This is a genomic window from Bacillus sp. FSL R5-0431 (assembly GCF_038002985.1).
GTDB lineage: Bacteria > Bacillota > Bacilli > Bacillales > Bacillaceae > Bacillus.
Genome location: NZ_JBBOOG010000001.1, coordinates 314,535 through 337,749, shown reverse-complemented (window position 1 = coordinate 337,749; position 23,215 = coordinate 314,535). Strand labels below are relative to the sequence as shown.

The window sequence follows — 23,215 nt, the reverse complement described above, 5'->3', positions numbered from 1 at the left end:
AAACGCAGCAGTTGTATGCCATTTTCACATGAAAACCCGCAGGTGATCCCGGGCACCTGCGGATTCGATGACTATTGATCTTTTTTCATCAGCATCAATTCAATAAATAACTCACATCGCTGACTGAAGTGACTTAAATCAATTGAGGTCATATCAAAGATTTGTTTCATTCGATAGTTTAATGTATTTTGATGAATAAACAACTGCTCTGCGGCTGGCTTTAGCTTGCAGTTATTCAATAAGTAGACTTCAAGCGTTTTTAAAAAAGAAGTTTGGCTGTCACGGTCTTTTTCCTTCAAACGTAACAAATCTGGATTGAAATCATTTTTCTTTTTTTGATGGCTGTAAATCGAGTCTAAGAATCGGAAAACCCCCAGATTCTCGTAATCATATGGAATCAGCTCTTGTCCCCCCACAATTTTCACAGCCTTCACGACCTCTATCGCTTCAAATCGACTTGTACTCATTTTCATGACATCTCGATACTCTCTTCCCATCCCGATATACAGCGGCGAAGGATGGGCATGCGTTTTCGATTGCAGATGAGCGATGACGTCGGCAGCAGTTGCTTTCGGTGAGTGCCGGTCTGACAAGCTGCCCAATATCACGACAATGTCGGCTTGAACGGAGTATACGTGATTCACCTTATCTTCTAGCTGCAAATACGTTCGAATGACATCCTTCACGTCTTCTGCCGTCTCACTTTTGTTATCGGCAGCATGTACGACCATGACAGTAAATACTGCCGGCAGCGGGATGCTTAAATTCTCAGCCTCCCACTTCAGTTCTTCTTCTGTATAAAAATGATCATCCATGACCTTTTTGAAAAATTCTTCAATCTTGCCTTCCTTTTTCTCCAGCTGTTTCTTATTCTTATAAATCACTTTTCCCACTTGAAAGGAAGCTTCGTGCAAAAATTGCAGCTCCTCCTGAGAGAGGGAATCCTCAATGTCCTGCACCCAAATAAAGCCCACAACTTCTTGTTTATGCTTGGCGCTCACAGCCACCCGCCGATTAAACCCGAGCTCGTCATGACCGCTCACATAAAAAGGCTTTGAATCCGTGTGAAGCCGCTCGATGACCCCTGTTTTCTTTAACCAATCGACTACAGACCCCGGACATTCCTTTGAGAAAATCGTTTGCTGGTTGACTGGGTCAAACTGCTGAATGCTGTAAGAATTATAAGCAAGGAGCTGGCACTCTGTGCTTTCTAAAATGACTGGTTTTTTTAAATACCCGCTAATAAATGCAATTAACTTATCGACATCAAAAAATGTATGAAGCTTTTCTAATATCTCTTCCATCCCGATTGCTCCCTGATTAAGTGATACATTTATCATACTTCTTTCCAGTCAGATTTGTATAGAAACAAGTCGTAGACAAGCAAAAAAAGCATGAACCCGTGTGCACAGGTTCATGCTTTTCCATCTTAAAACATTTCACTAATCGTTTTCGCCTGCATGTGTAGAGCTAGGTAATCTGGACCGCCTGCTTTTGAATCGGTTCCTGACATTTTGAATCCGCCAAATGGGTGGTATCCCACGATGGCTCCTGTGCAGTTACGGTTAAAGTAGAGATTCCCTACATGGAACTCCTGCTTCGCACGGTTGATGTGATCACGATTATTGGTAATGACAGCACCTGTCAAACCATATTCCGTGTTGTTGGCTACTTCAAGTGCCTCATCAAAGCTAGACACTTTCGAGAAGGCCAAGACTGGTCCGAAGATTTCTTCTTGCATCAAGCGAGATGTTGGCTCAAGATCTGCAAAAATGGTTGGGTGAATGAAGTATCCTTCCGAATCATCACTCGTTCCACCAGTCACTAAGCGGCCTTCCTCCTTGCCCACCTCGATATAATCCGTGATCTTGTCAAAGGACGCTTGATCAATGACAGGTCCCATGTAGACATCCGCAGAAAGAGGATTCGCTGTTGTTTTTGTTTCTGTGATTTCCTTCACTCGCTGGACCACTTGGTCATACAGCTTCTCGTGGACGACAGCCCGAGATCCAGCCGAACATTTCTGACCTGAAAAACCGAAGGCTGATGTGAAAATGGCATTAGCCGCTAATTCGACGTCTGCATCCTCATCTACAACCACTGTATCTTTACCGCCCATTTCAGCAATGACGCGCTTTAAATGCTGCTGACCTGGCTGTACTTTTGCCGCGCGTTCAAAGATACGTGTCCCTACTTCTCTTGAGCCAGTGAATGTAATCAGGCTTGTTTTCGGATGATCTACTAAGTAATCTCCGACCTCTGCTCCGCTTCCTGGTACAAAGTTCACCACACCCTTTGGAAGACCTGCTTGCTCAAGCTCTTCCACAAAACGTGCCGCAATCACAGGAGTTGCACTCGCTGGTTTTAAGACAACTGTATTCCCAGTGACGATTGGCGCTACTGTTGTTCCTGCCATAATGGCAAACAAGAAGTTCCACGGCGGAATGACGAGCGTCACGCCAGTTGGTGTGTAAACATATTGATTGCGTTCCCCTTCGCGGCTGTTCACTGGTTTGCCTTTCGCCAGCTCCAGCATTTGACGGGCATAGTATTCAAGGAAGTCGATTGCTTCTGCTGTATCTGCGTCCGCTTCATTCCAAGGCTTACCTGCTTCTTTGACAAGAAGGGCTGAATACTCATGCTTTTTACGGCGAATGCTTGCCGCAGCACGGAATATGACGCTGGCTCTTTCTTCTGGAGACGTATAGCGCCAAGTTTCAAATGCTTTCGCCGCAGCCTGAACCGCTTGCTCTGCCTCTTCTTTCCCGGCCTTTGATACGGTTCCAACGACTTCATCCTTTTTCGCTGGATTGATCGAGATAATCTGGTCTTTCGTTTCGATTCTTTCTCCATTAATCACGAGCGGATAGGTTTGACCAAGTGATTCTGTTACCTTTGCTAATGCTTGTTCAAACGCTTTGCGGTTTTCTTCCTGGCTAAAATCCGTGAATGGTTCATGTTTGTAAGGTGTTGTCATCTTTGTCACGCTCCCGTTTCAAATTATTTTCTCGTCATCCCTTTTAAAGCAAAGGCAATGTTTGCCGGCCGTTCTGCAAGACGTCTCATGTAGTAGCCATACCACTCTCGTCCATACGGGGTATAGACCCTCATTTGATAGCCCTCTTTCACAAGTGCCTGCTGCGTTTCTGACCTCATGCCATACAGCATTTGAAATTCGAACTGACTTGTCGGTATATTGTGTTTTTTCACAATATTCTTCGTAAACTCGATCATTTGATCGTCATGTGTCGCAATGGCTGTATAGTTCCCTGTGAGTAATTGCTTTTCGATCAGCTTTTGATAATTCTGATCGACGTCTTTTTTGTTTGGATACGCCACTTCAGCGGATTCCTTATAGGCACCCTTTACAAGTCTTAAAAATGGCTGAAGCTCATTTAGGTCATCAAGATCCTTTTCTGTTCTGTACAAATACGCCTGCAGGACCGTACTGACATACTCATATTGAGATTTCATCTCTTTAAAAATGTCCAGCGTTTTTTGACAGCGCTGTTCATCCTCCATATCGATTGTCACCATGATACGGTGTTTCTCTGCCGTATCTAAAATGCTTTTCATATTGCGATACACAAGGTCATCGTCAATATCCAGGCCAAGTGATGTCATTTTGAGTGACACGTGGGAATTGAGTCCCGCCTCAGCAATCCGCTGAATGGTTTGAATACACTCATTCGCCCGCTCATTTGCAATCTCTGCCTTTGTGACAAATTCACCAAGGTGATCAACTGTTACAGCCATTCCTTGATCATTTAATCGTTTGATGACAGAGATAGCGCTCTCAAAATCCTTCCCACCGATGATTTTCTTAGATGCAACAGCACTTCCCCAATTACGAGCAATATGGTTCAAGAGACTGCTCTTTGACAAAAACAAGAAGAAATTTCTTGTGACCGACTCCATAAAGGGCACCTCCCACTCTTTGTAAGCTATGTCTTTATTGTAAGGCTCATAAGCTGTCCGCTACAATATTTGAAGATGACAAAAATTCTGACTTTTTTTGTGGTTTTATCACAATAAGAGCTAAAAAAGAGCCTGCCGCTATCCGGCTGGCTCTTCCCTCCTACGCCCACACCTCATCAAGGGTAGACTGCAGCAGCTCATTTAATTCTTGCGTGAGATTGTCTTTCGGCTGATTGTAGCTTTTCACCAATTCATCAAAACGCACCAGCTCTTTGTCGATGAATGGATGGACATAGACGAGACGGTTCTCTACATCCATTTCCTCTCCGTCCATTTTACGTTTGAGCAGCTCGTGAATTTCTGTTAAAAGCGGGCCTTCCTCCACTAGCTCCTCGAGCAGTTCATGAAAGTCCATCGGCGGAACCGTCCGGTAGCGTTCAATCCACTGACAGGCAAATAGCGGACGAAGCACATAGAAATACTTCTTGATTCGCACCTGCTCCCCTCGTAAATGCCGGCTTTCATTCCGCTTCGCCATATTGAGGTAATGATACATCAATGCTGCAGGATAAAACGCTCGATCCTTTAATGCTCTTAGCTGCTTTGCCAAAGAGAAAGATTCAGCATAGATGATGTCAGAAGATAGCCATTCCATGATGGATGGATTTGATTTATTGAATAAGCGAAGTGCCTTTCTAAGCTCCCAGCCGCTGATATCAAGCACGTCATCAATCGGCCGTTCAATGACATCACGATGCTCTTCCATCGCCCAATACCATTCTTTCCGGGGAACATATAAAAAACGAACATCATAATCACTATCAGTCGAGGGAAATCCCCATGCCCTGCTGCCTGATTCGACGGCGAGGCAAATCTTTACGTCATACGTTTCTTCGATGATTTTCAGCTCTTCCTTGATTCTCTCTCTCAAGCGTCCATCAACTCTTTCTATAGAATTCTGCATGACTTCTTCACGTTTTGGGAAAATACGAATAAGACATATAAAAAAGGAGTTGGATCTGATGTCTATATCTCGCATTATGAAATGGATCACCGGGATTTTTGAAGCCTGCCTTGCCATCCCTGTGATCGGAGGTCTATTCGTTATCAGCAATGGCTATTCACCGCTCATGGTCATGCTTATTCTGCATATTATCACACTCGTCTTATCGAAGCGAGACCAGGGACCAATGATTGGAAGCATCATCGGAATTGTCACATCCTGCCTTGCTTGGATTCCGATTCTCGGATTCATTCTTCATATCATCACTGCCCTTGCCCTGATTATCACTGCGTTAGTGCCTGATGAAAAAACGAGACAGAATACGAGCTATTAAAAAAGAGGCCCTCCTAGAGCGGCCTCTGTTCTTTTAGATCCTTAAATGCTTTTGTAAGAAGGCAAGCTTCTCTGTTTGAAAAGCCGGGATGTACTCGTGTCCAAAGTAGCGATACACCTTTAAATCTTTATCTGTTTCTAAATGGTTGTATACCGCAAACACAGTAGATGGCGGGGTGATTTGGTCGATCAGACCGATGGCCATCAATGTGGGCTGTTTCACCCATTCGGCTAAATTGATCAAATCAAAGTAGCTCAATGTCTCAAATACCTTTTCTTCCGCTTCTGGATCACTGTTTCTTCGAAAGTATGAATTGATTTCTAAATAAGGCTGCTCCAATGCCACATCCACTGCACGCTCGAAATTTGATAAGTAAGGATAATCTGCCACGACGACCTTTGGAATGTCTGAAAGTGCCGCAGCTGCAACCGCCAGTGCACCTCCCTGGCTTCCGCCCACCACGCCGATCCGGTGTTCATCCACTTCTGGGAAAGACTGAATCACGTCGAGCGCTCGAACCGCATCTAAATAAACACCCCGATAATAGTAGGTCTCTTTCGATAAAATGCCTTTTGTCATCCATCCTAGAGACTGCCCTGCTGGTGTCACTGTTTTATCTTCACTGCCGCCTTGACCACGGACGAGCATACCAAATGTCGCATAGCCATGCAGTGCCCAGTTGACGATGTCATGAATGCCGCCGTCATAGCTGGCATTATAGCCATGAAAATGTACGAGTGCTGGATGTGGACCTGCTTGATCTGGTACTGCATACCAGCCTTCAATTCGAGAATGACCAAAGCTTTGATACGTCAGGCGGTACACCTTCACTCCCTTTACTGGATAATTATAAGGTTCAAGTGCTGGCTCTGCCTCCACTTGGTTCAGTTCTTCAAGCGAAGCTTTCCAAAAGTCTGAAAAATCAGGTCGTGCTGTTTTCTTCGGTTTATACTTTTTGAGCTCTTCTAATGGTAAATCAAACAATTGCATATCCTACTATCCCCCTTTGTTTTAATAGTTATGAGTATCATATCACTGTTTTCTTGACTTAGAAAGTCATTTTCACTATAAAAGACAAAACCTTCTGACATTTTTATTGGCAAAGAGGATTGAAACCTTTATGATAAAGAAACTTGGTTGAAGACTAGATGTTCTCAGGCAAAACAAATCGATAGACATTCATGGATTTTCACATTTACACCATCGAATAAAGGAGGAACCTGTATGAAAATCGCCCTTGTCCAAATGGACGTACAAATTGGAGAACCTGATGTGAACTTTCAAAAAGCAGAAGCGTTTTTACAAGAAGCCATCCATCAGCAGCCTGATCTGATCATTTTACCCGAAATGTGGAATACTGGTTACGCTCTTGAACAAGCCGACCAGCTTGCAGATGTAAACGGTGAACGCACAAAACAGCTTTTCTCTTCCTTTGCCCGTAAGAACCAAGTCGTTCTCATTGCTGGAAGTGTATTGAACAAGCGCACAGAAGATGAGAGGATCACCAACACGATGTATGTCTTTAACCGCCAAGGTGAGCTTTTAGTTGATTATGACAAAATTCATTTATTTCGCTTAATGGATGAGCACAACTATTTAACCGCTGGTGACCAGCTTGGTTTATTTGACTATGATGAGGATGTGAAGATTGGGGCGATGATATGCTACGACCTTCGCTTTCCGCAGCTTTCCAGAACACTTGTCAACAAAGGGGCAAAGGTGCTTATCAATACGGCGCAATGGCCGTCAGCAAGAGTGGATCATTGGCGCAGCTTGCTCATCGCAAGAGCAATTGAAAATCAGTCATTTATGATTGCTGTTAACAGAACAGGCACAAGCAGAGACACTGAATTCCCTGGACACTCCATGGTGATTGATCCACTTGGCCGTATTTTACTTGAAACAAACCATGAGGAAGATATTTATTATGCGGACATTGATCTTCAGCTAGTGGATGAAGTGAGACAGCAGATTCCTGTGATGACAGATCAGCGTCTGGATATTTATTAAAAAGCAGGGTGCTCCCCTGCTTTTTGCTTTTAATTAAACGTTTGTTTAAGCTTTTTCTTGGTTTTGATAAAGGTCCATTAGGGCTTGAGCGGCTTTCGTTAAATACCTTTCTTCCACATATGCAAACACAAGAGTGCGGGTTGGGCATGAATCAATTTTCAAATAAGTGACTTCGTTCCTTTCCTCTTGTGCCACCATTTTCGGCACAACTGTCACACCTAGTCCATTTTTGACCAATGCCTGCGCTGTTTGAATATGACTTGTTTCAAAGGTAATCTTCGGCTGAAAACCATGATGAAGACATAGTTCCATGACCACTTGCCGAAAGCCATATCCCTCTTTCAGCATAATAAATGCGGCGTCTTCCAGAAGGCGAAACGGAACAGACCCTTTCTGATCTGCTTGATTGATGATTTCGTTCAATTCATCTGTTGACCAGGGCTGGGCAGTTTGCGGAACTGCGAGAAGAAGCGGCTCTGTCAGCATGTATTTCGTTTTCAATGATTCATGCTCGACAGGCATAGATAAAATAGCCAAATCCAGCTTTCCAGCCAATAGAAGTTTTTCTAGCTCACGAGGTGATTCTTCTATTAGTTGAACGTGAACATGAGGATACGTTCGACAAAAGGTTTTTAATAAACCGGGCAAGACATAGCCCCCTGTGACTGCTGGCGCTCCAATGTTCAGCTCTTTCCCCACTTCATAAGCTGCTTCTCCCATTTCACGCAGCAAATCATCTCTTTCCTTCAAAATGTTCTCAGCCCTTTTAATGAATCGACTCCCTTGAGGTGTGGGCGTGACTTGTCCATACTTTCGAATAAAGAGGGGTGTGTCTAATTCCTCTTCCAGCTTCTTCATTTGTTGGCTTAAAGAAGGCTGTGCAATGTGAAGTTGATCCGCTGCTTTTGTAAAACTTTTCTGCCGGTACACTTCCATGACATATTCCATCATTCGTATATCCACTTTCATCACCTCATAGGTTTTAACTATTCATGTCATATCTTTTATGTCTTAGACAAATAACAAAATGAATTTTACGATAAAGAGACAACAAAGGGGGAGAAGAAATGAATCCATATGCTAAAGCCGAAAACCAATTCTCACAAAATGCCGAGAACTATCGAGATTCACCTATATTTGCAGCCGGAGAAGAGCTGGAATGGATGAAAGCAACAGCCAATACGAAGGGTCACGAGCATTTACTTGATATCGGCTGTGGGGCAGGACATACCGTTTTTTCCTTTTCAGATATCATTTCTAAAGGAATCGGCATTGATGTCACGCAAAAAATGATCGAGGTTGCAGCAGCACTTGCGGAAGAACGCCAACTGAAACATATTACTTTTGAGCGGGCAGCCGCAGAAGCACTGCCCTTCGCTGATGAATCATTTGACATCGTGACGTGCCGATTTGCCGCTCACCACTTTACAAACCTGCCGGCAGCCATGTCTGAAATCAGCCGTGTCTTAAAAAAAGGCGGCACATTCCTGCTCGTCGATCATTACGCACCCGAAAACACTGCACAGGATTCATTCATTAATCACTTAAATAGACTCAGAGATCCTTCTCATGTGCGAGAAAGCTCGTTATCAGAATGGAAAGAGCTCTTCGCTGCCAACCAACTGACTCAAAAAGAGAAGCGTTACTGGGATCTGCAAATTGATTATCAGGACTGGATGATGCGTGGACGCACACCAGAGAATGTTCAAAAAGAGATCGTTTCCCATCTTCAATTCGCAGACCCTGATACAAAGCAGCTGTTTCAACTTCAATTCGATGCACAGCAGCAGCCTATTTCCTTCTGTTTAAAAGCTGCACTCATTCAAGGAATGAAGAATTGAACTTATAGAAAAAGTCTACCCTCGTTGGTAGACTTTTTTATTTCGAGTATAAATCCCAACCAAGCTTGAGTGTGTCCACAATATAATTGGCGACTTCCTCAGCTTCTAGATGATCTGTTTCGACTCTTGAGTTATGAAGGGCATATATTTCCCGGCGCTCTTCAAACAGCTCTTTCATCTCGTCAATCGTCCGGTTGTGAAGAACAGGGCGGTTTTCAATCAAAATATCAAGCCGCTGTTTCCAATTCTCCCAAGATAAATCAAGGAAAAGAACCGTACAATGCTTCAAGCAGGCGCGTTTGATTTCTTCCTGTTTGAATGCACCGCCTCCAAGAGAAACGATCTTTAGCTGTGTATGCTCACATAAATCGACGATATAATCTTTTTCAGCCTGCCTGAAGAATGCTTCTCCTTTTTGCTGAAAGATCTCAGGAATCGTCATGTTATACTTTTTCTCAATCTCCTGATCCACATCAATAAAATCTCTATATAGCTTTTTGGCAACCAGCTGCCCAATGGTTGTTTTCCCAACACCCATAAAGCCAATGAGGACAATATTTCGCTGTCTCACAGGGATTTCTCTATTGTTTTTCATATTCGTGACACGTCCTCCTTACGACAAGGAATGCTACATAATGTATCTATTATATGATAAATGGCGCGCGAAAAGATAGGCAATTTGAAAAATTATACGTAGATCATCTGCATAGAAAAAAGAACCTACCCTCTTTGGAATAAGTTCTTCACTGCGTGCGTAACTCACGGTGCAATATCCTCTAATACTTTCTCGCGCGTTTCGATCATTTTAAAAGCAAGAATTGCTCCCACTACAGTCACACTTGCGAAAAGAATAAAAATAGTTGAAACACCGCTTACCTCTAAAATAAAGCCTATCATAATAGGAGCGATCGCTGAGGCCAGCCTAAGCCAAGCTGTAGCAAATGCCGTTCCAATCACCCTCATACGTGTTGGATAAATTTCAGGTGTATATAGATAGAGAAGAACTGTAATTGTCCCCATCATTCCGTAAGCAGCGGACCCTAAATATATAACACTTTCTGGAGAATTAGCTCCGCTGATCCATAAAGCCGTTAATAAAGCACCTGTTACAATAAATGCAATGGTTGCCCAGCGCTTTCGTCCTACTTTATCAATTAAAAATGCACAAGCGAATACCCCTATGGTCTGTAAAATATTTGTTAGAGATGCTGCCCTTAATGAATCTCCAACTGGCAAATTGTAAACAGTATTATAAAGACTCGGTAACCAGTTATTTAAACCATTCGATACAAAGTAGGCAGAAAACCATAGTCCCCATACGATCAATGTTCTTTTACGATAAAAAGTTGAAAAAAGCTCTTTCCAGTCGCCTTTTTCAGTACTGCTAGATACTTGCTTTGCTACAGGCATTCGTTTGTCAGTACTAGCTTCAATTTCTTCAATAATTCTTTCGGCTTCATCTAACCTGCCTTTCGAAATAAGCCACCTTGGAGATTCGCGCAACATGAAAAAGAATACAAAGACGATTAAACCTCCAATGCCCCCAATCAAAAACATCCACTTCCACCCAAAGCTAGGTACAACAAATGCGCCAATTTGAGCTGAGATCATTAATCCTAATGGGAAAATCATCTCATAAAGCATAAAGAATCTACCTCTCCCTTGAGCCCTGGACAACTCATTGATATATGATGCCGCTACCGGCACTTCTCCCCCTACCCCAATCCCTTGTATAAAACGAAAAATAAAAAGGGCCATAAAATTACCTGAAAATACACACGCGATACTCATAATTGACATGAGGAATACTGTCCACTTTGCACTAAATACACGGCCGCGCCTTTCTGCTAACCATCCAAAGAAAATAGCACCAATCGCTTGTCCTATATAACCAGACCCAATAAGAAGACCAATTTGAGCAGGTGATAAACTCCACATTCCGATGAGAACTGGGAGAACAAACGCTAAAGATAGAGCATCAAAAGCATCAAAAAAAGTAGCAGATCCCATAATGATACGAGGTTTTAAATGCCATCTAGAAAAAGGTACACTTTCCATCCTAGTCAATAATTGTGAAGCTCTATCAACAACTTCTCCATCATGAGAATTTGAATTTCCGCTGAATTCTAACGTCATGTTATCTCCTCCTTATTAGAGGAAATGATGCAAAAGTACATGCCGAAGAGCGCTAAAGAAATCGCTTACATTTTAAACCAAGAGACATTCTAAAGCGTTCATACGAGTTTTCAGCATCTATCATTTCTTTTTTGGCGTTCCCGTGGTGCCCCGGTCTATATAGTACATAGGGAAGATATGTTCCATCGCATCTAACTGTTCTCCTTCCAATAACTGTGTTAGTAAAGAAACAGCTTTTCTTCCCATTCCAACTAAATCAACATGAACTGAAGATAAAGAAGGGGTTAGAAAACTTGCAATGGGCACATCATCGGCACCAACGACAGACAAATCATGAGGTATTGACACATTTGCGTTATTTGCCGCTTTCATGACCCCCATCGCCAAAAAATCTGAAGAGCAAACAACTCCAGTCATGTGCTGGTTTCCTTGGAGAAATTGAGAAACCACTTCTACTACTTTTCCCCCATCAAATTCATCTAACTCAAACACAAGTTCTTTGTTCATTGTTAACCCTAAACTTTTAAGTGTGCGCTCATATCCCTTGTAATACCTCACACTATGCATCGAACTCATTGGACCATTGACCAGCCCAATGGTTCGATGACCTTTATCAAATAAGGCCGTTATTGATTGACACACACCTTCTTCATCATCTGGCCTGACACATGGAAATGGAGAATCCTCTAGATAACTTCCGACAACTATAATGGGAATGGCTAAACTTTTTAACCAATCCATGCTTAGTTCTTCATTTCTTGGTGAAAATAGAATGGCTCCATCTACTGCCTGCGTTTCAAGTAATCGCTGCTGCTGTATAGATGTAAACGACATCAACATATTGAATTCCGTCTCATCTAATTCCTTCGCTATTCCATCTAGAATCGTTGAAAAAAATGGATTATTCAAAATATATGAACCACGCGGAACCACTACAGCTATATTCCCTGTCTTCCTTTTGACGAGCCCTCTAGCTCCTAAATTAGGACGATAGCCTAATTCATCAATTACTTGTTTGATTCTTTCAGCCGTTTGAGCACCTACTCCTGGTTTACCACTTAATACTCGGGAAACAGATGCTATAGACACTCCAGCTTTCAATGCTACATCTTTAATACTTACTGACACATTTCATACCTCCGGGAGTCTGTTGTTTTGTCCTCTATTATAACCTGACTCACCTTCATCATGAAATTAATGGTCTGTTATCTACTGACGTTTTCCTTAAGCAAACCAACACTTTGAAGGCCCTGGCGAATCTCTTCTTTCTCCTTATGAGTTAAAGGTAAGACCGGCTTCCTAGCAAGCGAACTACTGATTAGACCTCGCTGGTACATCGCTTCCTTCATTCGCAGATGAGAGGTAGATGAAGGTTCATCCATTTTATACACAGCATGCTTTAATTCGAAGATTCTATCGTAAACTTTATTGGCCGCTACAAGATCTTTTTCTTCCACACATTTCACAAGTTCAGCGATCAAATCTGGCACAAAACAGCCGAAACCTACAAGTGCTCCATCAATCCCTTGAATTAATGTTGGCAATAAATATTCATCGTGACATGTGAGTAACGATACATCTGGTGCATGTTTTTTCAATGCCCGCACATCGACCTCGTATTGTGCCATGTCTCTTTGACCAATTTTAAACGAGACAACATTCTCAATTTCCGACATTTCTAGTAATTGATTGGTTGTATATGAGGTTTTTGTCCAAGTTGGATATTGATGTACGATGATTGAAATGTCAATCGCTTCTGCAACATCTTTAAAGAATTGGACAGGTGACTCAGGCTGCATACCGAATCTTAGCCATGAATGTGGCGGCATGAGAAGTATACCTTCTCCGCCAGCTTCTTCAACGGCTTTTGCATGTTGGATCGCTTCAATTGTCCCTTCAGCAGAAACCCCAGAAATGACAGGTACTTCCCCTTTTAATTCGTCGGCTGCAATGCGCACAGCCTCAGCTCGTTCATGTGGCAGTAAAGTCATAATCTCACCAGTATGTCCATTGACAACGATACCGTTAATCCCTTTGTGCTCCGCCACCCAACGGACAAGCTTACGAAAAGCAGGTTCATCAATTGAATAGTCATCTTTAAAAGGAATTAAGACAGCCGGGAATACACCGCTCCATTTTTCTTTATTTTTCATCAACAAATTCCTCCCCATTCGATTATAGTAAACGTTTACGGTAAGCGTTTACGTAAACAATCATAAAATGACATAACGGAGATTGTCAACTTACTTTTTAGAAAATTTTAATTATTCAAATAAAAATACAATCAATTTCATTTTTCTAGTAAATAATATAGGTTTGTTTTATTTCTTAAATGATTAAGCAGTATCTGCTGGTTAAAGTTGCTGATTATCATCCTAAATACATATTCAATAAGAGACCATTATAAATAATTTTATATTTTCAAAACAGTATTTTTACTATAAAAAACCTCTCCATCAAAGGAGAGGTCTCTTGCTTTTTCTTATTTCCACCAGTCATCAAACATGGAAGCTGGTACTTGGCGTTTATGCTCTGATTGAACATAGCGCTTTTCAATCGCTTCTGCTGCTTGATCTGACACTGGCTTACCTTCTAAGTAATCATCAATTTCATTGTACGTAATGCCAAGTTCTGTTTCATCCGTTTGCTGAGGTTTGTCATCAAGCAGATCCGCTGTCGGTTTCTTTAAGTATAGACGCTCAGGTGCTTGCAGCGCTTCTAGCAGCATCCGGCCTTGGCGTTTCGTCAGACCTGTGAGCGGAAGAACATCTGCACCGCCATCACCATACTTCGTGAAGAAGCCGGTTACTGCTTCAGCTGCATGATCTGTACCGATGACAAGTAATCCTTCTTCTCCTCCGACAGCATACTGCGCGATCATTCTCATGCGTGCTTTGACATTTCCTTTATTAAAGTCAGACAACGGGCCGCCTGTGTCCTTTTGATATTGTTCACTAAATGCCGTCACGGCAGGCGCAATATCATATTTCCACGACTTGTCCGGCTGAATAAATGATAAAGCGAGCTGTGCATCATCTTCATCCTGCTGCACACCGTGCGGGAGGCGCACCGCAATAAAGACTGCCTCTTCTTTTCCTTCTTGACGCAGCTCAGATGCAGCCAGCTGTGCTAGACGGCCAGCGAGCGTTGAATCCTGTCCGCCGCTAATGCCGAGGACGAATCCTTTTGCGCCAGTTTTTTTCAAGTATTCCTTTAGAAATCCAACCCGCTTTTCGATCTCCTGCTTTGGGTCAATTGAGGGCTGCACATGCAACTCTTGGCTGATCTTTTTCTGCAAACTCATACACTTTTCCTCCTAAGCTTCCTCTACATGAAGAGAACAGGTTTTACTCTGAATTCATTGGTTTGACAACGTTTTTTGAGTCTTCATTATACCATGTTTTCAGGAAGAACATTTTGTTAGACGTTCCCCTATTTCATTAATGATCAAACATTCACAAAAGAAAAAGACCATGTCTATATGGACTGGCCCTTTTCTTTTTCAATCAATTTCTACCCGTATAGATGTACAGCTTGCGCCATTACACTTCCCAATATCAGAAGGACATGCGGATACGGCCACAATGAGATCCATTTCGGCTCGCAGACGAATGTAATCACCGGGAAGAGATTTTGGGAGCTCCACAGACAGTTTTCCTTTTTCATCAATGACTGTATTCATAAAGGCATTAAAAGGATAGTACATATCCTCCTTAGGAATCCCAAATGGCTCAAAGGCAGTCCGCAAATTATCGTAGCATGTATGCATGACCTCTAAATGCGTCCGTCCGTATAAAAGCTGATACATTTCTTGCCGGCAGGCGGGCATGTATAAATCATGGCATTCGACTGTGTCTTCAATGACCGTAAACATCGGTTTATATAAATTAGAATAGAGCTTATCCCCTTTTTTCACTTTTGACGAAAATAGGCTGTCCATTGTCGCGCCTTGGTCAAATTTTTCATAAAAATCCTTTTCATGATAGGCCATGACATCTGCTACTTGCTGACCTTCAATATCAACGACCCGCATACATTGGCCTTTTCCTAAGCGAAAGCCGTGTCCATCCTTTGGTAAAATGACATATTCTCCGTTCATCACATGCACTCCTTTCCATGTCAGTATGCCCAAAACGTCCCCTTGATCATGTATAAAAAAAGACGGCGGTCACAAGCTAATGTCATTGAAATCGAAAGGTGTTGCACATGCATTGAAAGAAGAACAAACTTTATCTTGGTGGCAGCTTTCTCTCATCGGAGTCGGCTGTACAATTGGCACTGGTTTCTTCCTTGGTTCCAGCATTGCCATTACAAAGTCCGGTTTTTCCGTCTGCATTTCTTTTTTGCTTGCTGCGGTCGGAACCTATCTCGTCTTTAAACATTTGGCTGCGATGACAGCCGATAACCCTGATAAAGGGTCATTTTGTTCCTATGCTCGTAAAGCATATGGACGCTGGGCAGGGTTTAGCAATGGCTGGGTGTATTGGTTTGCAGAAATGCTGATTACGGGAAGTCAGTTAACAGCGATTTCCCTTTTTACCCGCCACTGGTTTCCATCTGTTCCGCTCTGGGTGTTTTCTGCGATTTATTCCGCTCTTGCCCTGCTCGTGATTATCATAGGGCTTTCTTCTTTTCAAAAGACAGAAAATGTCCTTGCGGTACTGAAGACAGCGGCGATTTTTCTGTTTATGATCCTTGCGGTGCTTGTGTTATTCGGCATTCTGACAGATCATAAACCGACCCTGCATCTGCCAAACAAAGATCACGAATGGATGCCGCTCGGTGCACTTGGTCTTTGGAATGGATTGATTTACGCGTTTTATGCATTTGGGGGAATTGAAGTCATGGGTCTGATGGCGGTTCATTTAAAAGATCCGAAAGATGCGGCAAAGGCTGGACGCGTCATGCTGATCATTCTAGCGGTCATCTATATCGTCTCGATCGGACTTGCTCTCTTGCTTGTCCCAGTAACAGCCTTTAACGAGAACAGCAGTCCATTTATTACATCATTAGATCCATTTCATTTATCAATCTTTCTTCATATCTTTAATGGCATTTTCATTATTGCCGGCTTTTCGACATTGGTTGCCTCACTCTATGCAGTCACGACGCTGCTTGGCACGATGTCGGAGCATCAAGATGCACCTGCTTGTTTTAAACAAAAAGACCCATCTCATGTCGGATGGCCTTCGATTATTTTAACTGCTGCTGGATTAATTGTCTCGATTTTGCTTGCACTCTTTTTGTCCAAACACATCTACGAGCATCTCACAACAGCAGCCGGCCTTACCCTTCTGTACACATGGGTATTCATTCTGTTCTCAAGTAAAAAGCTATCAAAGCCATCCACTCGCCAAACGTGCGAAATGATTCTTGCGCTTCTCTTGATTGGAGCCGCCATTTCAGGCACTTTAACAGAGGCAAGCGGACGACCTGGCTTTTTTATCAGCCTTGGGATCATTGCAGTGATTGCCATCATGGTGCTATTTATGAGAAAAAAGTGGAAGCAGCAGGATCAGACCGCATCATAATTTCATCATGTTTTTTAATGCAGTAAAAGGACATTTGGCGGAGGCTGGTTTCTCCGCCTCTTCATCTGGGAGAAAGTATTGCTTCCATTCATGATTGGTCGGATCACCGTACCATTTTAATGATGGGTGAACGCTGACCTCATCATACGCTTTGAGCCGCTTGCGAACGAGCTGGCTCATTTTTTGACCAAACTTGGTCGATCCATTCAATTTCTCAAACACCCATCTAGGCTGAAATGCCATCAAGACATAAGGGAAGTGGCGGCTTTTTCTGAGCTTATGAGCCGGTGTGGAGCACAAAATAAAATACGCTTCCCCGTGAAAGCAATACTCCCACTCATGATGATGAGTATCTAGTGGAATATCCTCAGGCCATGGCACTTCATCTTTCTGGTGCAGTCGTTGAAGCAGTGACCAAAACTGCTGCTCAAACTCTTCAAGCGAACTTTCTTTTAAATCCTGCGGTGTTTCAAAAAAACAAATAAATGAAGCATATTGACCCGTTTCTTTCGCACAGCTTTGATATTCTCTCAGCAGCTGGGCTAATTCATCAACCGCTTCCTCTTCCCTCGGATCACCCACAAACCCATAGCGTAAATGATCGAGAAAAAACCCCTGTCTTCCCGGTACACAAGGGAATGTATCTGCCTCATCTCCTACCATCTCTCCAAATTGAGTAAAAGCATCCTGCTTCCATTCTTCTAGTGATCGTAGATTTTGATCAAGGCAACTTTTTGCATACAACTGGGCCATTTTTTCCACCTCGTTTTAGCGTCTTCTCCATAGCCTATGAGAAAAAAAGGCTGTGGTGACTGTCCTTCAACGACTTTCCTTGCGCATTCAAGAGGTGGACGTTCTCGTTCAAATTGAGCATGTATGTGTGTCTTTCACTCCATGATGCATGAACAGACAAGTGTATGCAGCCGTCAAACTGCTTCTTTTAATAGAGCGCTTTTGTATCATTCCTATGATCTGTTCTTCATCAAAAAGACAGAATCAAGCACCCAATAAATGAGGGCCGAGCATAAGCTAAACAGATAGACAATGTTGCTGTGATGACTGATAAGATCAGCATGCACACATAGTTGAATACTGGAAGAAAAATACGCATGGCAAAGCTCCTTGAAACCATTTTATATCCCATCATTATTCAAGAATGTGTTATGTCTGTCAATCCTTACAAAAAACAGACTGAATGTATCAGTCTGCTTTTCTACCCAATCAACGCCATGATCCCTTGATACCCAAAATAGGCGCCGAAACCAAGTAAAGATAAGCCTGCAAGAACGGATAAGCCATGTAAGACACGTTCACTTAAATAGCGCCTAAACGAACTAGCAAGCAGCGCCATACTGAAATCCCAGATCAGCATGCCGATAAAAATAGCCATGCTGTACATCAGCATTTGAGATGCCCCATACTTTTCAATCGTATTAGCCAAAATACTGCCGTAGATGCCAAGCCAAAATAAAATACTGAGCGGATTGGAAAGAGAAATGAAAAACCCCGTCATGAACGACTGACCAACCGAAGTGTTTCCACCATCCTTTTTCGGGCTCTCCTGCAAATTGATTTTACGCAGACTTTCAATGCCCGTATAGGTCAGAACGAAAAAGCCGAACAGCCACAAAAAGGTTTTCACTAGAGGTGCAGTCAAAAGCTGGGCGACACCAAAATAGATGAGGAGCATATAGACAATATCCGCGGCCATCGCCCCCACACCAAAAATCCACGCGTGCCAAAATCCACTTTTAATCCCTCTGTCGATTTGGGCTGCATTGACTGGCCCAACAGGCGCTGAAAGTGACAACCCTAAAAAGATATAACCAAAAAACACCGCCACATAGACGTCCTCCTTTTGATGCTGACTTGTACATATTATTCAAACGTTCTGTGTTTTAGTACAAGTCCTTTGTCATCTTTTCAGGTGGACTCAAGGAGACATTGGATATTGCTTACCGATCGGCTTTCAGCGCCGATTGCTGCGACAGGACCGTATCCTTTTTCTTAGCACGATTCATTTGAATCGCAGCTGCAAACAGAAGAACAGCTAAGAAAGCGAAAACAAAGACGGCACTTGCTGCTCCTGCCCATTCAAGACTAAAGCCAATCAAGAAGGACAAGCAGGCTCCGCCTAAACTTGCGGCTGCAATAAAGTAACTCGTTGCCTCGTCGATGGCATTTTCAATCATTAATGCAGATGCAGTCAGTGCGATTGGGAACATGCCAGCTGCGCACAGGCCGATGAAAAAGATGAGAAGCAGCTGCGCGGCTATGTGGGTTGTCAGGGCAAAGACCACGAGCAGCAGAATCATGAGTGCTGCGCTTAGCTTTAAAAAACGCAGCGGGTGCAGCTGATCCGCTTTTCTTGCAATCACGGTTCTGCCGATGACGATCGCTGTCCAAAAGGTTGAGACCGCAAAAAGACCCCAATGGTCTCCCCCCTTTTCCAGCATGATCGACGGCAAAAAGTTCGCAAAGTTCGTTTCAATCCCTGCGTAGAAAAAGGCAAAGCAAATCATGATCACCACAATCATTCGATTGCTGCGATCAACAAGTAAGGACGGTTTTCTCATCCCTTTGGAAGGAGCAGCCATCTGCCCACGAGGCAATTTGTTCATAAAGGCAAGCCAGAGCATAAGGAAAAAAGTCAGTGCACCGACCTGAAATAAAAACACATAGTGCCACGTCTGTTCAGTGACAGTGAGCAGAATCACAAGTGGAAATAACAGCGCGCCTAACCCAAAAAAGACCTCCATGATGCTGATTCGCTTCGCACTGTTTGCCATCGAAATCACATACGCTCCGGCTGTGGTCTCAAGACTGCCTGCACCGCTCCCAAGAAAAAAACCTGCCAGCACAAGTGTTGTCCAGCCCGGCACCAAAAGTCCAAGGAGAAGTGACCCGATCATCAGCAAAAGACCCATGGTCAGAACAGCGCCATAGCCTTTTTTCCTCACAAGAATGGGGGATAACAGAACACCTGTCAAAAAACCAATAAACTGAAAAAAGATTAAAGAAGATAATTCCCCGGGACCCTTATCGTAACTTGACAGTAAATAAGGAGTTAAGCTGCCAAAAAACACATGAATGGTCCCAATAAAAAAATAAAAGACACAGCCAAAATAAAATACTTTTTTCATCTTTTCACTTCCTCTAAAAAGGAGCGGAGTCATGACATCCTCCGCTCCACCTCTTTAATATGTCCGGGCAGACTTGACAGCCTCTTCCCTCTCGAAGCATGTATTGAGCGCAGCCTGTGCGCGATACCCATCTACAAAATCAGCCACTTTCATATGAGATGGATATGAATCTGTATTCACCCAGTGCATCAGCTGATCACGGAACGTATCAGACCATCCGTAAAATTCATTTGGCGGATCTGTCAGCAGGGTTTGCGGCATTTGATGACGCTCCACACACAATCCATCACTGATCTCATATTCGTTTTTCATGTTCGTATGGTATTTGAATACCTTGTCATGACCAACGACTTCTACACTAAATCCGCATTCCTCAGGCTGCGTGCTTTTGGATGTGACCAAGTGAAAGAACACTTGATTCTCCATCTGACCGAAAATTTCGGTATGATCATCCACCTGCACCTTTTTCTCTTCTTTTTTCTTTACATGTGTCAGCATCTTGGTATTAAGTGATTCTTTCTTCATGTCACTGCCAAATAAGTACCACAGCATATCAATTAAATGAATACCAAGATCCCCTAATGCACCGCTTGTGCGCAGACTCTCACCGCCGTCTCTCCATGAAAATGTCTTTCTTCTGAGGGCACTGTTTTTCTTAAAATGAGTCCTGACGGTCAAAATGCGGCCTAATTCACCATTGGCAATCAAGTTCTTCAAAATATTCACAAAGGATAAGTAACGATAGTTAAAGCCCATACTGGCTTGAACCTGGAACTGTTTGGCTGTCTCCACCATTTCCTTCGCTTCCTTCAGCGACACAGCCATCGGCTTTTCACATAAAATGGGCTGTCCTGCTCTTAGTGCCTGAAGGGCATGGTCCTTGTGACAAAAATTAGGGGAGGCAATGATCAACCCGTCAGATGCATCTGCTAAAGTTTCGATACTTGAATACACACGTCCTCCGTACTGTTTAATGAATCCTTGTGCAACTGACTCGTGTAAATCATAGACACCAGATAGCTCTGCACCTTTGATTGTTGATAATGCTCTTGCATGTGCTTTTGCAATATTCCCTGCTCCAACAATTCCAATTTTCTTCATGAATGTGCCTCCTCATGTTTATACATCACTGTTTTCAGTGTTTCATAGATTCCTTTTGCATACCCATGATGACAAATTTGATGATGGTGCCGCTTGGCTTCGGCCGTCGCATTTTGGACGAGGAAACCATGCGTGACGGATTGAAGCATCCGCAAATCGTTCCCACTATCTCCAAAGGCAAAGCCTTGATCTTTCGATAAATCATATTGCTTCAACATAAAGCGGACAATTTCATCCTTCCCTGTGCCGACTGGTAAAAAGTCGACATCATAGCAATCAGCTGGGTCTCCTGCGAGCGGATTGCATTTGTTGATGTTGACCGCCACCCCGCGCTCTTTGGCAAGTGTTTGGATGAATGATAGATGATGAAGATCTGTCCGTTCATCCTGCTCCTGATAATAGAAATTCTTCTTATACCCTGAGCTGCCCAGCTGCGTTTGCGGTCTGAGATGAATTCCCTTTTCACGTATGGTTTCGAGGATGTCTTCAATTTTTTCATCTGAAAAGCCCTGCGCATCCAGCCGCTTCATCCACTCCGCATCTGCCTGTCCAAAACGAGCTTCCGATGTATACACAATTTCAGTTCCTAAGTTCGACGCAATGAAATGCGGGAATTGATGAAAACCGCCTGTTTCCATTTTACTTGTGACAGAATCGAGGCTGCTTCCCGTGACCCAGCCAAGCATGAGCAGTCCTGCTTCGCTCTTTTCTGCCACAAAGGCTTCCAGCCGTTTTACATCCTCTCGCTGCTCCTCTGTCATTCCGTGAGAATAATAGGTTTCATCAAAGTCACAGAAGACGATCCACTTCGGATTTTCCGGTTGATTCAGCAGTTTTTTATTGAATGGAAGACTTGATAACATGATGAACCCCCTCGATGACCTTCTCCTGATCTTGCAGCGGCATGCCTGGATACAGCGGCAAGTGAAGTAATTGCTGTGCTGCTTTTTCCGTTTGTGGAAGTGTCGCTTGTTTATACTTTTGAGAAACAAGATTTGTTTGATGCTGATGCGATAAAATCGGGTAATAAACATCTGTTTCTATGCCCATTTCCAGCAATTTCGCTGCAAGCTCATCTCGTTCTCCCTTCATCACTCTAATCGGGAACAGATGCCAGACGTGATCATCCGTCAGCTTCGGAATCTTCAAATATCCTTCATCCTCAAGCGTTTGCAGCTGGTCAATGTACCGCTTTGCTAAGTAAAAGCGTTTAAAGTTTTGTAATCCTAAATACTTCATGCGTTCGAGTCCGATCGCTGCCTGCAAATTATCAATTTTAGAATTAAATCCATAGTCACTGCGTTTGACATTTTTCTTTCCTACTTCAAAGCCGTGATAGCTGATCTCCATGCATTTTTCCGCTAAGGCTTCATCATTTGTCGCGATGGCTCCTGCCTTGCCGCAGACACCAAGATTTTTGTATGGATTAAAGCTGAGAACAAGTCCATCTCCATATGCTCCAAGGCCGGTGCTGCCGATCGCCTGACAGCCATCTTCAATGATTTTCAACCCATGCTTTTTCGCAAGCTCCGAAATGGTCTTCATATCCGCTTGCTTTCCATATAAATGAACTGGAAGAATGCATACTGTTTGATCTGTGATATGCTTTTCAATTTCACTCGGTGCCAAGCAGTAAGTATCTGGATCAATATCGGCATAGACCGGAACAGCCCCAATCGCAAGCACTGCATTTTCTGTTGCAGCAAAGCTATTCGCTGGCAAAATGACCTCGTCTCCCGGATGGACGCCTGCTGATATGAGGCTGATCATTAGGGCATCTGTTCCACTTGACGTGGCAATGACATATTTCTTCCCTAAGTACTCAGCGAGCTGCTTTTCAAACGCCGGAATATATGGCCCTGAAGTAAAACGGCCAGAACTCAATACTTCTTTCAACACCTGCATGATATCATCGATCTCATCCTCTGAAATCAGTTTATCAACTGGCAGAAATGGTATCTTTTTTTCCTTATTTTGTTTATAATGGAAGAGAATTTTTTCCAAGCCTGTGCGCCCTATATCTTGCTCAAGGAACGTCACCAGCTTTTCATTTGCTAGGTGCTTCTCAACTGAATCAGACTTTACTTGAACACCTTGATTGATCATATCCAGCAAAGGAAGATAATCCTTGCTTTTACCTGATATCTTCGTCAATATTTGCATTCCATTCCCTCCAATTAATCAATTCCATTTGTTAA

At 43.1% G+C, this 23,215-nt stretch carries 22 protein-coding genes; 4 read left to right on the top strand and 18 right to left on the bottom strand.

Features of this window, described 5'->3' with window-relative positions:
• Window positions 1-71 precede the first annotated feature (71 nt).
• The 4 genes from MKZ03_RS01835 to MKZ03_RS01820 form a co-directional block, all read right to left on the bottom strand.
• Window positions 72-1,304 (bottom strand): PucR family transcriptional regulator, encoded by a 1,233-nt coding sequence (locus tag MKZ03_RS01835; RefSeq protein ID WP_034664173.1) that lies wholly within the window; start codon window positions 1,302-1,304, stop codon window positions 72-74.
• Between the two features lie 125 nt (window positions 1,305-1,429).
• Complete coding sequence (gene pruA, locus MKZ03_RS01830; protein ID WP_307499014.1) at window positions 1,430-2,977, bottom strand: L-glutamate gamma-semialdehyde dehydrogenase; 1,548 nt, start codon at window positions 2,975-2,977, stop codon at window positions 1,430-1,432.
• 23 nt (window positions 2,978-3,000) lie between these two features.
• The gene (locus MKZ03_RS01825; RefSeq protein ID WP_341030734.1) at window positions 3,001-3,918 is read right to left on the bottom strand and encodes a proline dehydrogenase; all 918 of its coding nucleotides are present in this window, start codon (window positions 3,916-3,918) and stop codon (window positions 3,001-3,003) included.
• 160 nt (window positions 3,919-4,078) lie between these two features.
• Window positions 4,079-4,882 (bottom strand): nucleotidyltransferase domain-containing protein, encoded by an 804-nt coding sequence (locus MKZ03_RS01820; protein WP_341030733.1) that lies wholly within the window; start codon window positions 4,880-4,882, stop codon window positions 4,079-4,081.
• Window positions 4,883-4,940: 58 nt separating this feature from the next.
• Here MKZ03_RS01820 and MKZ03_RS01815 point away from each other — a divergent pair, with 58 nt between their 5' ends.
• The gene (locus MKZ03_RS01815) at window positions 4,941-5,255 is read left to right on the top strand and encodes a hypothetical protein (RefSeq protein ID WP_012008865.1); all 315 of its coding nucleotides are present in this window, start codon (window positions 4,941-4,943) and stop codon (window positions 5,253-5,255) included.
• Between the two features lie 33 nt (window positions 5,256-5,288).
• Here MKZ03_RS01815 and MKZ03_RS01810 read toward each other — a convergent pair whose 3' ends face one another.
• A complete protein-coding gene (locus MKZ03_RS01810) occupies window positions 5,289-6,245 on the bottom strand; it encodes an acetylxylan esterase (protein ID WP_341030732.1) in 957 nt (318 codons plus the stop codon).
• Between the two features lie 234 nt (window positions 6,246-6,479).
• On the opposite strand from MKZ03_RS01810, the gene MKZ03_RS01805 reads away from it, so the two are divergent.
• Window positions 6,480-7,265 carry a carbon-nitrogen family hydrolase gene (locus tag MKZ03_RS01805; protein ID WP_341030731.1) on the top strand — a complete coding sequence of 262 codons (786 nt, stop codon included), beginning with the start codon at window positions 6,480-6,482 and terminating at the stop codon, window positions 7,263-7,265.
• 45 nt (window positions 7,266-7,310) lie between these two features.
• Here MKZ03_RS01805 and MKZ03_RS01800 read toward each other — a convergent pair whose 3' ends face one another.
• The gene (locus MKZ03_RS01800; RefSeq protein WP_341030730.1) at window positions 7,311-8,216 is read right to left on the bottom strand and encodes a LysR family transcriptional regulator; all 906 of its coding nucleotides are present in this window, start codon (window positions 8,214-8,216) and stop codon (window positions 7,311-7,313) included.
• 116 nt (window positions 8,217-8,332) lie between these two features.
• Here MKZ03_RS01800 and MKZ03_RS01795 point away from each other — a divergent pair, with 116 nt between their 5' ends.
• Window positions 8,333-9,106, top strand: a complete 774-nt coding sequence (locus MKZ03_RS01795) for a class I SAM-dependent methyltransferase (RefSeq protein WP_307499010.1) — start codon at window positions 8,333-8,335, stop codon at window positions 9,104-9,106.
• Window positions 9,107-9,143: 37 nt separating this feature from the next.
• Here MKZ03_RS01795 and MKZ03_RS01790 read toward each other — a convergent pair whose 3' ends face one another.
• The 6 genes from MKZ03_RS01790 to MKZ03_RS01765 all read right to left on the bottom strand — a co-directional run bounded on the left by MKZ03_RS01790 (window position 9,144) and on the right by MKZ03_RS01765 (window position 15,341).
• Window positions 9,144-9,701, bottom strand: coding sequence for a shikimate kinase (locus MKZ03_RS01790; protein ID WP_106031566.1), 558 nt, complete (start codon window positions 9,699-9,701; stop codon window positions 9,144-9,146).
• 164 nt (window positions 9,702-9,865) lie between these two features.
• Window positions 9,866-11,242 (bottom strand): MFS transporter, encoded by a 1,377-nt coding sequence (locus MKZ03_RS01785; RefSeq protein ID WP_307499008.1) that lies wholly within the window; start codon window positions 11,240-11,242, stop codon window positions 9,866-9,868.
• Between the two features lie 120 nt (window positions 11,243-11,362).
• On the bottom strand, window positions 11,363-12,370 hold the full coding sequence (locus tag MKZ03_RS01780; RefSeq protein ID WP_187704319.1) for a LacI family DNA-binding transcriptional regulator: 1,008 nt from the start codon (window positions 12,368-12,370) through the stop codon (window positions 11,363-11,365).
• 77 nt (window positions 12,371-12,447) lie between these two features.
• A complete protein-coding gene (locus tag MKZ03_RS01775) occupies window positions 12,448-13,395 on the bottom strand; it encodes a dihydrodipicolinate synthase family protein (RefSeq protein WP_307499006.1) in 948 nt (315 codons plus the stop codon).
• A 329-nt stretch (window positions 13,396-13,724) separates the two neighbouring features.
• Window positions 13,725-14,546, bottom strand: a complete 822-nt coding sequence (gene nadE / locus MKZ03_RS01770; protein ID WP_034664190.1) for an ammonia-dependent NAD(+) synthetase — start codon at window positions 14,544-14,546, stop codon at window positions 13,725-13,727.
• Window positions 14,547-14,744: 198 nt separating this feature from the next.
• Window positions 14,745-15,341: a DUF1989 domain-containing protein gene (locus MKZ03_RS01765; protein ID WP_034664192.1), complete on the bottom strand. Its 597-nt coding sequence runs from the start codon at window positions 15,339-15,341 to the stop codon at window positions 14,745-14,747.
• Window positions 15,342-15,420: 79 nt separating this feature from the next.
• On the opposite strand from MKZ03_RS01765, the gene MKZ03_RS01760 reads away from it, so the two are divergent.
• Window positions 15,421-16,773 carry an amino acid permease gene (locus tag MKZ03_RS01760; protein WP_106031564.1) on the top strand — a complete coding sequence of 451 codons (1,353 nt, stop codon included), beginning with the start codon at window positions 15,421-15,423 and terminating at the stop codon, window positions 16,771-16,773.
• Here MKZ03_RS01760 and MKZ03_RS01755 read toward each other — a convergent pair.
• The 6 genes from MKZ03_RS01755 to MKZ03_RS01725 all read right to left on the bottom strand — a co-directional run bounded on the left by MKZ03_RS01755 (window position 16,768) and on the right by MKZ03_RS01725 (window position 23,180).
• Complete coding sequence (locus MKZ03_RS01755) at window positions 16,768-17,526, bottom strand: YqcI/YcgG family protein (RefSeq protein WP_106038502.1); 759 nt, start codon at window positions 17,524-17,526, stop codon at window positions 16,768-16,770. The two genes, MKZ03_RS01760 and MKZ03_RS01755, sit on opposite strands and share 6 nt — an antisense overlap.
• A gap of 460 nt (window positions 17,527-17,986) precedes the next feature.
• On the bottom strand, window positions 17,987-18,616 hold the full coding sequence (locus MKZ03_RS01745) for a LysE family translocator (protein ID WP_034664197.1): 630 nt from the start codon (window positions 18,614-18,616) through the stop codon (window positions 17,987-17,989).
• A 112-nt stretch (window positions 18,617-18,728) separates the two neighbouring features.
• The gene (locus MKZ03_RS01740) at window positions 18,729-19,916 is read right to left on the bottom strand and encodes an MFS transporter (protein WP_307499001.1); all 1,188 of its coding nucleotides are present in this window, start codon (window positions 19,914-19,916) and stop codon (window positions 18,729-18,731) included.
• 54 nt (window positions 19,917-19,970) lie between these two features.
• A complete protein-coding gene (locus MKZ03_RS01735) occupies window positions 19,971-21,017 on the bottom strand; it encodes a Gfo/Idh/MocA family protein (RefSeq protein WP_340974383.1) in 1,047 nt (348 codons plus the stop codon).
• A complete protein-coding gene (locus MKZ03_RS01730) occupies window positions 21,014-21,880 on the bottom strand; it encodes an HAD-IIB family hydrolase (RefSeq protein WP_334750758.1) in 867 nt (288 codons plus the stop codon). The genes MKZ03_RS01735 and MKZ03_RS01730 overlap by 4 nt, the downstream gene beginning before the upstream one ends.
• Window positions 21,855-23,180, bottom strand: coding sequence for a DegT/DnrJ/EryC1/StrS family aminotransferase (locus tag MKZ03_RS01725; protein WP_341030727.1), 1,326 nt, complete (start codon window positions 23,178-23,180; stop codon window positions 21,855-21,857). The genes MKZ03_RS01730 and MKZ03_RS01725 overlap by 26 nt, the downstream gene beginning before the upstream one ends.
• Window positions 23,181-23,215 lie beyond the last annotated feature (35 nt).